The organism is bacterium (assembly GCA_009926305.1).
Taxonomy (GTDB): Bacteria; Bdellovibrionota_C; UBA2361; order UBA2361; family RFPC01; genus RFPC01.
Genome location: RFPC01000010.1, coordinates 15,364 through 29,767, shown reverse-complemented (window position 1 = coordinate 29,767; position 14,404 = coordinate 15,364). Strand labels below are relative to the sequence as shown.

At 45.6% G+C, this 14,404-nt stretch carries 9 protein-coding genes; 6 read left to right on the top strand and 3 right to left on the bottom strand.

Features of this window, described 5'->3' with window-relative positions; all coding sequences use genetic code 11:
• Positions 1–40: 40 nt before the first annotated feature.
• The 4 genes from EBR25_03230 to EBR25_03215 are packed head-to-tail and all read left to right on the top strand — an operon-like array spanning position 41 to position 4,018.
• Positions 41–490 (top strand): hypothetical protein, encoded by a 450-nt coding sequence (locus EBR25_03230; protein ID NBW39997.1) that lies wholly within the window; start codon positions 41–43, stop codon positions 488–490.
• A 30-nt stretch (positions 491–520) separates the two neighbouring features.
• Positions 521–895, top strand: coding sequence for a cytochrome-c oxidase (locus EBR25_03225; GenBank protein ID NBW39996.1), 375 nt, complete (start codon positions 521–523; stop codon positions 893–895).
• A gap of 7 nt (positions 896–902) precedes the next feature.
• Positions 903–1,982 carry a hypothetical protein gene (locus EBR25_03220; protein NBW39995.1) on the top strand — a complete coding sequence of 360 codons (1,080 nt, stop codon included), beginning with the start codon at positions 903–905 and terminating at the stop codon, positions 1,980–1,982.
• The gene (locus EBR25_03215) at positions 1,982–4,018 is read left to right on the top strand and encodes a hypothetical protein (protein NBW39994.1); all 2,037 of its coding nucleotides are present in this window, start codon (positions 1,982–1,984) and stop codon (positions 4,016–4,018) included. Before EBR25_03220 ends, EBR25_03215 begins: the two co-directional genes overlap by 1 nt.
• 63 nt (positions 4,019–4,081) lie before the next feature.
• Here EBR25_03215 and EBR25_03210 read toward each other — a convergent pair whose 3' ends face one another.
• Positions 4,082–4,771: a CADD family putative folate metabolism protein gene (locus EBR25_03210; protein ID NBW39993.1), complete on the bottom strand. Its 690-nt coding sequence runs from the start codon at positions 4,769–4,771 to the stop codon at positions 4,082–4,084.
• A gap of 310 nt (positions 4,772–5,081) precedes the next feature.
• Between EBR25_03210 and EBR25_03205 the strand changes: the two genes are divergently transcribed.
• A complete protein-coding gene (locus EBR25_03205) occupies positions 5,082–7,364 on the top strand; it encodes a DUF87 domain-containing protein (protein NBW39992.1) in 2,283 nt (760 codons plus the stop codon).
• Positions 7,364–9,604 (top strand): DUF87 domain-containing protein, encoded by a 2,241-nt coding sequence (locus EBR25_03200; GenBank protein NBW39991.1) that lies wholly within the window; start codon positions 7,364–7,366, stop codon positions 9,602–9,604. The genes EBR25_03205 and EBR25_03200 overlap by 1 nt, the downstream gene beginning before the upstream one ends.
• Before the next feature lie 4 nt (positions 9,605–9,608).
• Here the strand turns inward: EBR25_03200 and dnaE are convergent, their stop codons facing one another.
• A complete protein-coding gene (dnaE, locus tag EBR25_03195) occupies positions 9,609–12,899 on the bottom strand; it encodes a DNA polymerase III subunit alpha (protein ID NBW39990.1) in 3,291 nt (1,096 codons plus the stop codon).
• Positions 12,836–14,356, bottom strand: coding sequence for a DNA polymerase Y family protein (locus EBR25_03190; GenBank protein NBW39989.1), 1,521 nt, complete (start codon positions 14,354–14,356; stop codon positions 12,836–12,838). The genes dnaE and EBR25_03190 overlap by 64 nt, the downstream gene beginning before the upstream one ends.
• Between the last annotated feature and the right edge of the window lie 48 nt (positions 14,357–14,404).

Below are 14,404 nucleotides of genomic sequence, written 5' to 3'. Positions count from 1 at the left end.
GAATAACAAGCGTGTAAAGCATCTCTTACTCTTCACCGTTATGTGTGGAGGGATTTTTCTTGTTGTGAAGTATTTTGAATATAGCCACAAGTATCACATTGGGCTTTTTCCTGGAGTTGAGTGTCCAGTAGTCGAAGCTGGAGCTTTACATGGCAGTGAAGGTCACGGCGGCGGAGCAGATGTTGCGGAAGGGGGACATCACCTTGAATACTGTTGGCCAAAAGATACTTCTGGACTCTCGGAGGGACAGCGGGAGATGTTGGTGAGCTCGAAATATAAAATGTATTTTGGACTCTACTACTGCATGACAGGTCTTCATGCGCTTCACGTTATTATTGGTATGCTACTCCTGTCATGGGTATGCTTCCATGCCAGCAGAAATCGATTCTCTGAAAAATACTATACCCCGGTCGAGCTGGGAGCCTTGTACTGGCACCTCGTTGACCTCATCTGGATTTATCTGTTTCCGCTTCTATATCTCGTTGACTAAGAAGCCCGTTGATAAGAGGAGTTTAGAGTTATGAGTAGTCATTCCCACGAAGATCACCACGGCGAGCTCGGACACATTGTCCCGTTTGCTATTTACCGCAATGTTTTAATTGGACTTCTTGTTCTAACGGTAATAACCGTCTGGGTTGCTAAAGCTCCGAGTATGGACTTTGGGAACCTGAACATAGCAATAGCGATGGTGATAGCATCCGTAAAAGCTTCAATCGTTGCGCTTTATTTTATGCACCTGAAGTTTGAAGACAAGACAACTTGGCTCTATGCCTTTTTCCCCATCATGCTTCTTGTCCTGATGATGGGGCTAATTTTCCTCGACAATCCATTTCGTCGAGCGGATCAACCAGTAGAAGTGAACGATCCGTTGGCCGAGCAGCTCCAGCAAATTTAGGAGAGTCATGACTGGAGGCCCGTCGTCGCATAACATGCCGATACAGTGCGACGTGTTGTTAGTTGGTGCGGGGCCTATCGGAATTGAATGTGCAATTGCGCTTAAGGAAGCTGCTGTAGACTTTTATCATGTAGAAAGGGGCAGTCTAGCTGCAACTATCGAATGGTATGCACCAGGGACGACATTCTTTTCTTCCTCGGATCGGATCGCTCTGGCCGGCGTTCCCCTGTATACGGCAAATCAGGCAAAAGCAACTCGCGAGGAGTACCTACTCTACTTGCGATCACTCGTGACGCAGTTTCAACTGAGGATCAATCTTCAGACGGAAGTTCTTAGGGTTGAAAGAAGTGGTAGCTTCTTTGAGGCACTAGTCCGATCGGCAGGAGTAGAGCGCATAGTTAAGGCAAAGAAAATAATCTTAGCAATTGGAGACATGCACCATCCTCGACTCCTGAATGTTCCAGGGGAGGTACTGCCGCATGTGAGTCACTATCTGGAGGAGCCGCATTCGTACTTCCACCAAGAGGTTGTGATCGTTGGAGGGAAGAATAGCGCCATTGAAGCAGCCATTCGCCTTGAGCGAGTTGGTGCGCATGTGACTCTCGTATATCGAGGAAAAGAGTTTGATCAAAAGCGAATTAAGTATTGGCTCTATCCCGAGCTGTTATATTTGATTCGACAGAAGAAGATTACAGTCTATCTCGAGACTCATCTCCAAGAGATTTACCCAGAAGACGTTGTGCTTCATTCGTCTGTAGCCCGAGAAGGACAAGGTGAGGTCTTTCGCCAGAGGGCGGAGCGAGTGCTTTTATTAACGGGATATGAGCAGGAGAAAGGTCTGTTTGAATCCTTAGGGTTGACCGTGGAAGGAGAAGAGAAAAGACCAGTGCTCAATCAGAAAACCATGGAGTCATCTATTGCCGATGTGTTTGTAATTGGAACCGCTATTGCTGGGACACAGACCGGAGGTGTTAAGGAGTTTATCGAGACAAGTCATGTTCATGTTGAGCGAGTAGTACAAGCAATCAGTGGTCAAAAGCCGCTGTATTCTGGGCGGGATATCGATCCAGAGTTTCTGGAGAATTAATGCGCGAACCACCGGTGCTTACCCTTTCTCATGAGCATTTGCGAGATTCTGAAAGCTCGGAGTGGATTGACGTTAATGGACTTGGTGGATATGCAAGTAGCACCGTATCGGGAGAAAACACGAGACGGTACCACGGACTCTTCGTCGCTTCGAGCACGGATTCGCTTGCACGCCATGTGCTCTTGAGTCGGCTAGATGAGACGTTTGTTTTCGAAGATGGCGAACGAATTGAGCTCGGAGTTCGAAGGTATCGAGATGTGATACTGCCTGATGGAAGTCGATATCTAGAGAGCTTTTCGCAAGGGCTCTGTCCTCAAATTGAGTGGAGTCTAAGCAATAAATCCTCAGCTCGCATAGGACGAGTAGAAAAATCACTCATGATGTTAGAGGGTGAAAATACTCTTTTAATTCGATATCGCCTAAAAGGTCTCGTGTTTCCGGGAGAGCTTCTTCTTGAGCCATTTGTAGCAAATCGCTTTTTTCATGAGACAATCAACAGCTCGGCAGTATCTCGTCCTACGTATCGCAGGGAAGGTGAGTCCGTGTTTATCTCCGATGATACGGGCGTGCACACATTTGCGTTATCAGTACCAGGTGCAGCTTTTCGATCAGAGCCTGACTGGTTTTACCGCCTATACTATGAGCAAGAAGATAAACGTGGACATGAGGCTGAGGAGGATCTCTTTCGTCCTGGTGTCTTTGCGCTTCCAGTTCGGGAGAATGAGACGATCTTTCTTGCCGTATCAGCAGAACCTGGATGCCGTGAGATCGGTAGAGATGAAATTATGCAGCTTTGGGCAGATGAGGAGGCAAGGCGAAGAGATCGCTCTACGGCTCTTGCCGTGCGGAGCAGTTCTTCCTTAGAGTTTTATTTGTCTAAAGCGGCACAAAGCTTTCTCATCAGACGCCGTGAGTCCCATGAGCATCCTGAAAGTCAATATTCGCTTATAGCGGGATATCACTGGTTTGGAGACTGGGGAAGAGACGCGCTTATCTCCCTTCCCGGTGTTCTTCTTGCCACGGAATCTTTCGAAGTTATAAAAGAGATCCTTCATACCTTTTCAGTCTACGTAAAAGAGGGGCTAGTGCCGAATCGGTTCTCCGACAGTGATGGCGAAGCTGAGTATAACTCCGTTGATGCTTCCCTGTGGTTTGTCGTGAATGGCTTTTATCTCTTGGAGCAGGTCTTTGAGAAAGAACAAGCATTCATTACCGAAGTCTTTCTACCGACTGCAAGAAAGATTATAGAGGCGTTCAGTAGAGGAACACATTTCCATATACATGCGTGTGTAGATGGTCTTATTGCAGCTGGAGCTGGAGAGGAGCAAGTCACCTGGATGGATGCTCGTGTAGATGGCCGTGCCATTACTCCTCGTCATGGGAAGCCAGTTGAGATTAATGCTTTATGGATCAATGCATTGTGGTGTTTCTCTGAAGTGCTGAGAAAGCTAGGTCAAGGAGAGGAAGCGGATGCACTAAGAGAGAGGGCGTTTCATCTTGTAAGTGTTTATCAATCGGTATTCTGGAATGAAGATGAAGGCGGACTCTTTGACGTTGTCTCTGAGGAGGGCGAGCAGGATTTAGCAATTCGGCCAAATCAAATCTTCTCCATTGCACTACCGCTTCCTCTTTTGCCTGATGATAAAGCGAAGAGTGTACTTCGACTCGTTGAACGAGAGCTTGTTACGCCAGTTGGATTAAGGACTCTTTCAAGAAGTGGGCTGGACTACTGCGGGCGGTATGAAGGAGACGTGCCGAGCCGCGATCATGCGTATCACCAGGGCACTGTCTGGCCATGGCTCCTAGGAGCATACGCACGTGCCGTTGTGCGATACGGAACGGATGACATGATTCAAAGAGCGATTGCCGTAGTCTTTGGATTTGAAGAGCAGGTAAAAAAATATGGTATCGGAACGATTGGTGAGATTTTTGATGGAGACTCTCCGCATCGTCCTAGAGGATGCATATCGCAACTTTGGTCTGTATCAGAGCTGCTTAGTGCGCTAACGATACTAAAAAAGAGTCAGAGAAATTAAGACGAACAAAAAGGGCGAGCAGCCAGGATGCCGCCCGCCCTTTTTATGGGTGCTTTTTACCTTTTAGTGGCAGGCACATGCCGCTGAGGAATCAATCCCTCTTAAGCGATCCATTCCGTCAAGAAAGCCCCAGAGAGCCTTTGTCGCTTTTTCTGCTGCGCGAAGTGCTTTTTCTCTGTCCTCTTCCGAGAGTTGATCAACAAGCGCTCGAGTCGCCTCGCTATGAAGAATATCAACCTCTCCATGGAGTCGGAAATACTCAATGGTCTCAGTGTCTTTTACTCCATAGAACTCATTCAACCCTTTAATCTTCGTTTCACAAATTTCAGGTATCTGTTGTTCATAGACATAAAGAGCTACCAATCCTTCGATATATGAAGAGCGGGCAAGATCGAAAAAAGTCTCGATAAGATTTCGAGTCTCTGGATTGAGTTCTTCTGCAAGGGTTTCATCAATATCTGCTCCCATTCCTTGAGCGAAGTCCATCCATAGCTTTGGATGATTATTCTCTCCGTACTCTTCATCGTGTAAGTTCTCCATGAGCACTTGTCGTGATGGGAGTTCTTCGCAGAGTGAGTGAGTTGCGCTGATATATCGAGGAAAGGCGTTCACGTGATGAAAGTACTGCTTCGCATAAACTTTGAGAATATCGCGATCGAGTTCTCCAGCTTCCCAAGCCTGATAAAAGGGATGGGAGAGGAGCCTATTCTGCTTGGTTGCCTCTAGGATTTCTTGGCTTAGTGACAGTGACATGTGTGCATTCCTCCAAATCTCGAATTTCAGAAGTCTGTTCTCGTGAGCCCTATGATCAAAAGACCAGCGACAAGACTAACTATCTGAAATAGTGTTGTTTTTTCTAGCAGGTCCCAGTATGACTATCCCGCACAAGAACGGCAAGGGTTATTACGGAGAAGGGCCCCAGAGCATAAAAAATGGGTAATCCCAACAAATGTAGAGGATTTTGCTAGAATTGAGAGCATACCTATTAAGGGGAGCGTCTAAACTGGCGTTTTTAGGAGGGGAGTCCCTACGTTAAAAAGCCTCCGCTGGAGCAACACAAAAGATGGCATCAAATCTAAAGACCTGTTCGATATTTCTTGCTCGAGAGGTGATCTCTGACGGCGAGGGGCATTGGATGGCAGTAGGGAAGGTTCGAAAGTCTTCGCAGATGAACGAAACCCTTGCGATGCTCTGGGAGCAGCTACTCGGAGGATTTGCTTTAGAGGTCTACTCCCATAATCAGCATATTGAGCTCTGCTTCACGGCCTCAGAGGAGCAGATCTCAGCCATTAGTTCTGCTCTCTATACCATGATTCCAACAGCATCTATTGTTGAACGCGATGATTTTCTTAACGGAGTTATGGAGCATGATATTGTGGTTACAGAGGAATACGGCATCGTTGAGCCGCGATATCCGATACTCCCTTTTATTACCTACGACGACAATCAGCATGATGCAGCTGGACCATATCTGAATATATTATCAGTGCTTCCCCCGGGCTACAAAGTCATTGTTCAATTTGTCGCGCGTTCATTACCTGAGACCTCTATGCAGGCTATGAGATATAAGTGGCAAGCATGGTCGTGGCTCTCAAGCTATCCCTTTAGGCCGCTTTACTGGTTTAAGCCGGGAGTTGCAAAAAAGTTCAAGACGAAATATCCAGGGAAAATAATTAGTCTGATGTTTCAGATGAGCATCAGGACTTCAGTCGTTGTTTCTGCTTCCCACGATATATCATCCGAAGAACGAAAAGCACTTGAATCAAAAGCGAAGGCTTGCCTTAACAGTGTTTCCACTGGGCTAAAGTTTATAAATTATTCAGACATGGGTCGCTTGAAGGTTCGCTCCAGAAAGTTCGGCAAGGAAGCGCTATCGCCCGTTATAAAAAGACAGCTTTTAAAGCCCTTCCTTATGACGAGCCAAGAACTTGCTACTCTTTGGCATCCCGTCTTTGTAGATAAGCATATGAACATAGCGCAGGTGCTTGCGAGTAGGGGAAATCCACCAGCTGCGCTTTTTGCAGGCAATCGCCAGCTATCCGAGATTTCTCTCTTTGGTAGAACGAACTTCAGACAGGGGCAGGAAATCTTTGGTATCCGACGTGAGGATCGAAAGAGCCATCTCCATATTCTCGGCAAGTCTGGTGCGGGCAAATCAAAACTTATCGAGCTGCTTGTTCAGTCTGATATGCAGCATGGATCCGGATTAGCACTACTGGATTGTCACGGGGATCTTGTAGATGACGTCTTACAGATTGTTCCCGAGCATCGGATAAAAGATATAGCTATTTTTGATGTTTCTGATTATCAATTTCCTCCCTGTTTTAATCCATTTGAGAATGTTTACACCTCAGAGCGACAATTTGTTGCAAGAGAGCTGGTTGATATGTTTAAGAAGGTGGAGGCTCTCTCGCTGTCTGAAGCTGCAGAGCGTCTGTTACAGAATTGTGTCCTGACGTTGTTGGAAACTCCCAAGACGACACTCTATTCTCTATTTGAAATGTTAGGGGATCGGACAATACGAAACGCATTCGTGGAGCAGCTTCCAGCTGGGCCACTCCTTGAATATTGGTCGAAACAAGAGGCGCTTATTGACGAGCTGCTTGAACACGCGGATATTTTTCGTGTAAAGAAGATTTTGTCTCGCTTATTATCTACGAATCTCGTTGGCTGCATTCTTGCTCAACAGGAGAATAAGTTTGATCTCGTGCGTATGATGGATGAGCGAAAAATTATACTCATGAAAGTTCCCAAGAAGAACTTAGGAAGACAGAATACTGTTCTTTTAGGCACTCTTCTGCTTACTTCGTTACGGTTAGCGGCAGCAACGCGAGCACATCGAGATGGGAACATGTTGCCTTTCTATATTTATATTGATGAATTTCAGAACTTCGCGACTGATAGCTTTGCCAAATCTCTTACTGATGCGGCAAAACAAGGAGTGAGCTACACGATTGCCCACCAAATGCTCAAGCAGCTTCCAGAAGGTGTCAAAGACGTTTTGATGTCTAAGGTGGGTAACGTCATCTCATTTCAAATTGGAAGTGAGGATGCACATGCTATTGAGTCACGATTTTCTCCACCGTTTGATCATCTTGGGTTGATGAATTTGAACTTAAGGAACTTTTACATTCGGATGATGCTTGACGGTGCGCCTCAAGATGCTTTTTCGGGCAGAACTATCGATATCGCGATGCCAAAGGAAAACTTTGTGACCGAATGTATTGAGCAATCAAGACGACAGTATTCCAAGGATCGAGTAGAAATCCTTGCTGATTTTGAGCAGCAAAATCAAAAAAGAAGCAGTGACAGGCAAGTCGCGAGCGTCCTAGAGGGAGGATCGTGATGGATCCAGATTTTGGCATCTACTGCTATCGATTTGCACATGAAGACACCTCAGTGGCGGATATTCTTTATGATGCGACGTGGTCAATGACTCAATCGCATAAGTTTCATGAGTTATTATTAGGGTGGCATGCAGCAAAGATTGGCCGTTTTTCTCTCGAGCTCTATCAGGAAAATCAGACAATCTCATTTCTCTTTGGCGCGCGCTCGGCAGATGCAGAAGCCATGGCTGGAATGATGTACTTAAATCACCCAACCGCTGATATTATACAAGTCCCCGACCCACTGGATTCCGTGTCTCAGAATGCCCTTATCGGGGTGGGTGATGTGTCTTATCTCCGTTCCGATATTAATCCAAGCAACAATTATAAAGTCACCCTTTGTGGTGCTATGGATCCGATTTTAAGAGCAATTGCAGAGCAGCCAGCACACTACAAGATTATGACGCAAGTTGTTCTAGAACCGATTTCATCCAATCTGATTTTTCATAGTCAAATGTGGTGTCGAAGGGTCTTTGACCGCATGATACACATCTTTCGGCCGAAATTTTGGTTTCGTGACAAGGAGACGAGAGAGAAGCAACTCGAGATGATTCTTGATAAAGCGGTTGGAAAATGGCTTGCAGCAAATATTCGAATATTAGTGGTTGATGAGCGAGAGGAGAGTCTGCAGCGAAAAAAGGCCGCTGAGCAGGAAATAGTTTCGGCCATAAAAAATATCGCAGCAGGATACGCACTACAAAACCATGGCGATTGGAATTTATATGGCTTACACCGAGTAAGGTTTGGTGAACGTGCATTTGTGCCACTCCGTGAGAGACGCCTTGCTCGTGGAAAAAGACCAGCTATGTGCATGTATACCCGTGAAATTCCCGGTATGTGGCAATTGCCAGGTGTGGGAAACTTAAATTTTCGAATGATTCTCGCGAGACATGCGAGCCCTCCGAGAGACCTGCCAGTGAGTACTGACCGAGTAGACGTTAGTAGGGTAGGGCGGACAATTTATCGAAGCCAGACGATTCCGTTTGGAATACAGCGAGAGGATCGGCAGCGACACCTGCTGATCTTAGGCAAGAGCGGAACGGGAAAATCAGGAATGTTGCGGTTATTGATCGAGGAAGATTTGCGAAGCGGGATGGGCGTGGGAGTGCTCGATCCAGAGGGCGGGTTAGTAGATCAAATTCTGGATATCATTCCGAAAGACCGAATCAATGATGTTGTGCTCTATGATCCGAGTGACATTGATTATCCCGCTAGTCTTAATCCTTTCGAGATCGTTCAAGAAGGATCTCGAATGCGAGTAGCAACTGGTCTACTAGAGATGTTTCATATTCGATTTGAAGATCAGTGGAACGATCGTATTGAGCACCTCTTGCTCTATACGACACTTGCTCTGCTCAGCACAGAGTGGACTACCGTATTGTCTATTCAGAGAATGTTAGCAGATGAGAAGTATCGGTCATCAGTTTTGCCCAATATTCGAGATCGTACGGTTCGTGATTTTTGGATACATGAGTTTCCTCGATGGCAAAAAGATTGGCAGGAGGTAGCGATTGAGCCAGTACAGCGGATGATCAGCGATTTTGTAAGTGCAGAAATGATACGAAACTCACTTGGACAGCCATTCAATAAGTTCAATTTTCGGCAGATCATGGACTCGCGAAAGATTCTGCTTATGAAGATCTCTAATGAGTTGTTGGGGGATGATAATGCTTCGCTTTTGGGTGCCATGGTGATGGCACGTATTTACTATGCTGCAATGTCTCGAGCGGATATGCCTTATGAGATGCGACCAGATTTCTATCTTTATGTCGATGACTTTAATGAATTTGCAACGGCGAGCTTCGAGGAGATCCTGAGCGAGTCCAGGAAATACAGGTTGAACTTAAACCTTACTGCGCAAAGTCTTGCTCTTCTGCCAGCAGGTGTTCGGAATACTATTTTTGGAAACATTGGAAATTTTGCCGCATTTCGGGTGGGGAATGAAGACGCAGGGGCGGTTGCAAGAGAACTGGCTCCAAGAGTTTGGGAGAGCGATCTTGTTAATCTCCCGGCGCGTGAGTTTTATATGAAAATGATGGTCGGAGAGTACGCGCAAGAAGTCTTTTCAGCGCAGACTGAGGAGATTGTAATCCCGACAGAAAGCTTCCGAGAGCAGTGTCGTCAACATTCACGAAATCAGTATTGCGTTGCAAGAGATCAGGCTCATGAGATTATTAGAGGCTGGAGCAAGCACGGATGACAATTCAGTACCGACAAGGGCTAGCATCATCTAAGCTTGCTAGAGCCTTTACGGAAATATAGGTCATAGGACCAATTTTTCGCAGTCGCCCTTCTGCAAACATTATATTCGAGTAGAGTATAATTGGTTGATGATTTTGGAGGAGTTCTGGAGAGATTATAAGGTTTGTCATTCCGAACTCGTCTTCAAGAGTTATGAATACTACTCCCTTTGCGGTTCCAGGGCGTTGTCGAAAGAGAACACTACCAGCAACGCAGACCAGAGCGCCCTCAGCCATGGTGTGCAGTTCTCTTGTAGAAATACCGCCCTTTTTTGTAATGATATTTCTAAGGAATTCTATTGGATGTGCCCTCAGAGACACTCCAGTAGAGAGGTAGTCCTGAAAAGTTGCTTCTTCACGTGAGAGTCCTGGTAAAAATGGCTGCAAAGTTGAACCGCGTATCTCTTCAAAAAGAGGGGCGTCCGTTGAACGTAGTGAACGTATTTCCCAGAGCGCATCTCGCTGCGATAGTCCGAGGGATCGAAAACCATCCGCAGAAGCTATTTTTCTTAGCATCCGTCGGGATGATGCTGGAGCTATGCGACGAATTTTGTTCCACAGGTCGGATAGCGACGTAAATTTTCCATATGTGTTTACTGCTCTTGAGAAAACAATTCCGTCACTTTCTGACACTCCTTTAATCATCCGAAGGCCAAGACGAATCGTATTTCGTTGAATAGGGGAGTCCTGTTGTGGCAGTACGGAAACAGTACAGTCCCAGGAGCTATAGTTTACATCAACTGGCAGCACGCGAATTCCATGCCGCTTTGCATCATCTATAATCTGTGCAGGAGAATAAAATCCCATTGGTTGGCTGTTGAGAAGTGCAACAGCAAACTCAGCTGGATAGTAGTGCTTAATCCACGCAGAGGCATATACGAGTAGTGCAAATGAGGCAGCATGAGACTCAGGAAATCCATATTCGCTAAAGCCTCGTAGCTGCCGACAACACTGCTCAATAAATTCATTTGAATAGCCCTTGGATTGCATTCCTTGGACGATACGAGCAACGAATTGCGTGACTACCGATTCCTTACGACGCCAGGCAGCCATTGAACGACGAAACTTCTCAGCTTCTCCAGGAGTAAAATCAGCTAATTCAATGGCAAGTCGCATTGCTTGTTCTTGAAATATGGGCACGCCAAGAGTTTTTCCGAGGACGGCACGGACTCTTGAATCGGGAAATATGATTTTCTCTTTTCCTTGACGCCGACGGAGATATGGATGCACCATATTGCCTTGGATTGGACCGGGACGAACAATCGCTACTTCAATAACAAGATCATAAAAACATTGAGGACGGAGGCGAGGAAGCATGGACATCTGTGCTCGTGACTCGATCTGAAAGACGCCGATAGTATCTGCTTGTTGTATCATTGTGTAAACGTCTCGGTCTTCTCTGGGGAGAGAATGAAGTGCGATCTCGGACTCATTATGTGAGAGACGTTGTCGATTAATCATTTCGAATGCTTTACGAATGCAGGAAAGCATTCCCAGGGCAAGAATGTCGATTTTGAGAATTCCTAACTCCTCTATGTCATCCTTATTCCACTCAATGATAGTTCGACCAGCCATAGTTGCATGTCGAATGGGAACAATGCGACTTAATGGTTGTTCAGAGATAATAAATCCCCCTACGTGTTGAGATAGGTGCCGTGGAAATCCAAGGAGCTGATGAGCAAGGAGAAGGGTGTTTCGGATCGCAATACTGTCATGCTCCAGACCAAGCGCTTCAATATCACTCCTTGATATGGTGCTTCCAGTCCATCGATGAGAACGCTTTGCTAGTGAATCTACTATGCTTTCTGGAAGACCAAGCGCTTTTCCTACATCTCGAATAGCACTACGATAACGATAGGTAACCACTTCGCAGGTCAGAGCTGCTCTATCTCGACCATATTTTTCGTATATATACTGTATGACCTCCTCTCGCCGTTCATGCTCAAAGTCAATATCAATATCAGGAGGTTCGTTTCTTTCTTTGCTGATGAAGCGAGCAAACAGAAGATCAATCTCGACTGGATTTACCGAAGTTATCCCCAGGCAATAGCAGACCGCGGAGTTTGCAGCAGCTCCTCTGCCTTGACAGAGAATGCGACGAGAGCGAGCAAATCGAACGATATCATAGCAAGTAAGGAAATAGTGCTCATATTGAAGTTCATGAATGAGTGCAAGCTCGTGATTAATGAGATTCTGTATTCGTTTGGGAGTTCCATTAGGAAATCGCAAGGCAGCGCCTTCTTCCGTGAGTCTTCTCAGAAAATCCTTGGGAGATTCTTGGGAAGGGCAGACCTCATGGGGATATTCATAAGTAAGTTGATCGAGAGAGAACTGCGAGGCGGCTTCGAGAATTTCATTTGTTCGAGTGATTGCCATTGGGAGATCTGAAAAAAGATGGCACATTTCGTCCGAAGATTTGAGGTATCGCTCGCGGTTCGAATTAAGAAGATAACCAGCTTTTTGAATTGAGATTCCACAACGAATACATGTGAGAATGTCTTGAAGAGGCTTTCGCTCTTGTGAGTGAGAGAGGGGAATATTTGTGGCAACAAGAGGAATAGAAAGCTCTCTGGCGAGCCGTATCACATTTTTTTCAAAGGAATCAGCAAGATGGGTAAATGAACGAAACAGCCCAAGGGAAAAAAGGACTGAGCGATGACGAGTTGCTTCATAGAGAGCTCCAATTTCTTTTCGAAGCTTTACAAAGAGCTGTTCTATTGAAGTATCACGCTTTGGTAATGGCCAAAGAGGAAGTGCTGTTAGGCAAAGTCCTTCCTGAAAATTCTCTAGATCTTCTATAATAAGACAGGTACTTCCATTTTGAGAACGAGACTTTCCTAGAGTAAGCAGCTCTGAAAGATTGCCATATGACTCAACGCTAGTGGGATGAATAATCAGAGAGCAAAGTGGCAGAGCCTCGTTTTCAGTATAGGATGATGATTCAGAGGGAATCAGATTGATCGTTGCTCCGATAAGCAACTTCAGCAAACACCGCTCACTCTCTTCTATCTCACGGATAGCGCCATATGCTCTTACAATTCCAGAGAGCGAGTCTCTGTCCGAAATGGATATGCCACGATATCCAAGCGCATGAGCAGTGTGTATGATTTCTTCAGGAGAGCTTGCTCCTTCTAAAAAGCTAAAGTGAGACTGAGCTGCAATCTCTGTATAAGAAGCGACTTGATAGCCTGTCATCTCCAGATTCCTTGAAGATACCATTTTTGTGAACAATGAAGGTGATAAATCCAAAACCATTCACCAGCATTAGAGATAAAGGTGAAGTAGTCTCGATCTTCTTCGATCAGAGCGCTCGTTTCGAGAGACTCCTGCCACCATTCGGGAGAGATTTTTTCAGGACCAAGAATGAATTGAGCTCTATAGAGCACGTGGCGCCATCTCATAGCAGAGGGGAGCCTATTAGGATAAGTCGAAAGGATTAGGATCTCTTCGGGATTAGAAAAAATATGGGTTGGGTAGAATGCGTAAAAATCTCGGATGATATCTAAAGCAGCCTCTTGTTTCTGTGATGGAGCAGGAAGTTCATATGGACGAATTGGTCTATACGAGAAGCGCTTCTCGGGAAGATGGGTTTTATGAGATTCTATCATTTGTAAACAACTTCTTTTTGAGATGCTGACAAGCTTATTGAGTAGTTGTTCAGAGTGCTTTTTGGGGATAGGAACAGAAGAGGTGATTTCTTTCTGATGAGCAGTAGCAAGCGCTGCATCTTGAATGTGTAATCGGATGAGAGAGATTGCGCCTTGAAAATGCACTCTCTCAATTATGGGAGTAAGAATTTCACGGATTTCCTTTGTTTGGGATGTAGCAGTATGAAGAGAGAGAATACGTCGAATAGTAAATGGGGAATAGTTGATATCTGAGCCGATAAGCGTAAGTTCAAAGCGTGCGCCAGAAAGGCCTTTCTTTTTAGCAGAAGAAAGAAGTTCTTCAAAAACAAGGATAATGCCTTGAGTTATATCTGAGTGCTTTACGATAGGAGGATCAAACTCTCTTTCAGCAATAATTGATTCAGATTCGTGTATAGAGATGATTGGCTCAGGAACTGCTCCAAAAAACTCATCAATGGCACGAAGGAGTGAGATGCCGAATCGTATGCCGAGATCTTTTCGGGATAATTGCCTAAGGTGCTTAATAGTATGAATGCCGAGCTCTCTTAGCCCCAGGCAGTTATCAGGTGATAGTCGAAGAGCATGAATGGGAAGCACTGCTGATATTTCTTGTAGCTCTGAATATGAGCAGATTTGCATAGGAATCCTCTCTGGGCAGGGCTCCATGTCTTGAAATCGTGATAGTGCCCATGCGGCGCCAATAGTTGGTCCGATACCGATATGAGCAGTAATCTTGAGTTTCTTGAGGTGTTGCTTAAGACGAGATGCGAGGATTTCAGCTGATTTTTCTGGCGAATCTTTTCCGTAGAGCCGCTCAGTTCCGGTAATATTAAGTATAATCCCAGTGTTTTCTGGCGAGAGAGTAGCAAGCGTTCCCTTTCGATGAGCATTGATCAGTTCGCGATCAATGCCAACTCGCGGGGTGTAGCGAATTGCGCTTTCGGCGAGAAGAAGTAGCTTCTCAAAGTCTTCTTCTGGTTCAAATGCATGTTCAATGATGTTATGTGATAGTGTTCGTGCCATCTCAACAGGAATACCCAAAAAAATCCCTTGTTCACGAAGAGCGCATGAAGCTCGCTGCACTCTCTTTATTCCATGAACCTCTCTGGTAAGAATGAGATGGTCTCGAGT

Coding starts and splice junctions, on each gene's coding strand:
- EBR25_03205 (NBW39992.1), top strand. CDS start 5,082: ATGGCATCAAATCTAAAGACCTGTTCGATATTTCTTGCTCGAGAGGTG.
- EBR25_03225 (NBW39996.1), top strand. CDS start 521: ATGAGTAGTCATTCCCACGAAGATCACCACGGCGAGCTCGGACACATT.
- EBR25_03215 (NBW39994.1), top strand. CDS start 1,982: ATGCGCGAACCACCGGTGCTTACCCTTTCTCATGAGCATTTGCGAGAT.
- EBR25_03210 (NBW39993.1), bottom strand. CDS start 4,771: ATGTCACTGTCACTAAGCCAAGAAATCCTAGAGGCAACCAAGCAGAAT.
- EBR25_03230 (NBW39997.1), top strand. CDS start 41: ATGTGTGGAGGGATTTTTCTTGTTGTGAAGTATTTTGAATATAGCCAC.
- dnaE (NBW39990.1), bottom strand. CDS start 12,899: ATGGTTTTGGATTTATCACCTTCATTGTTCACAAAAATGGTATCTTCA.
- EBR25_03220 (NBW39995.1), top strand. CDS start 903: ATGACTGGAGGCCCGTCGTCGCATAACATGCCGATACAGTGCGACGTG.
- EBR25_03200 (NBW39991.1), top strand. CDS start 7,364: ATGGATCCAGATTTTGGCATCTACTGCTATCGATTTGCACATGAAGAC.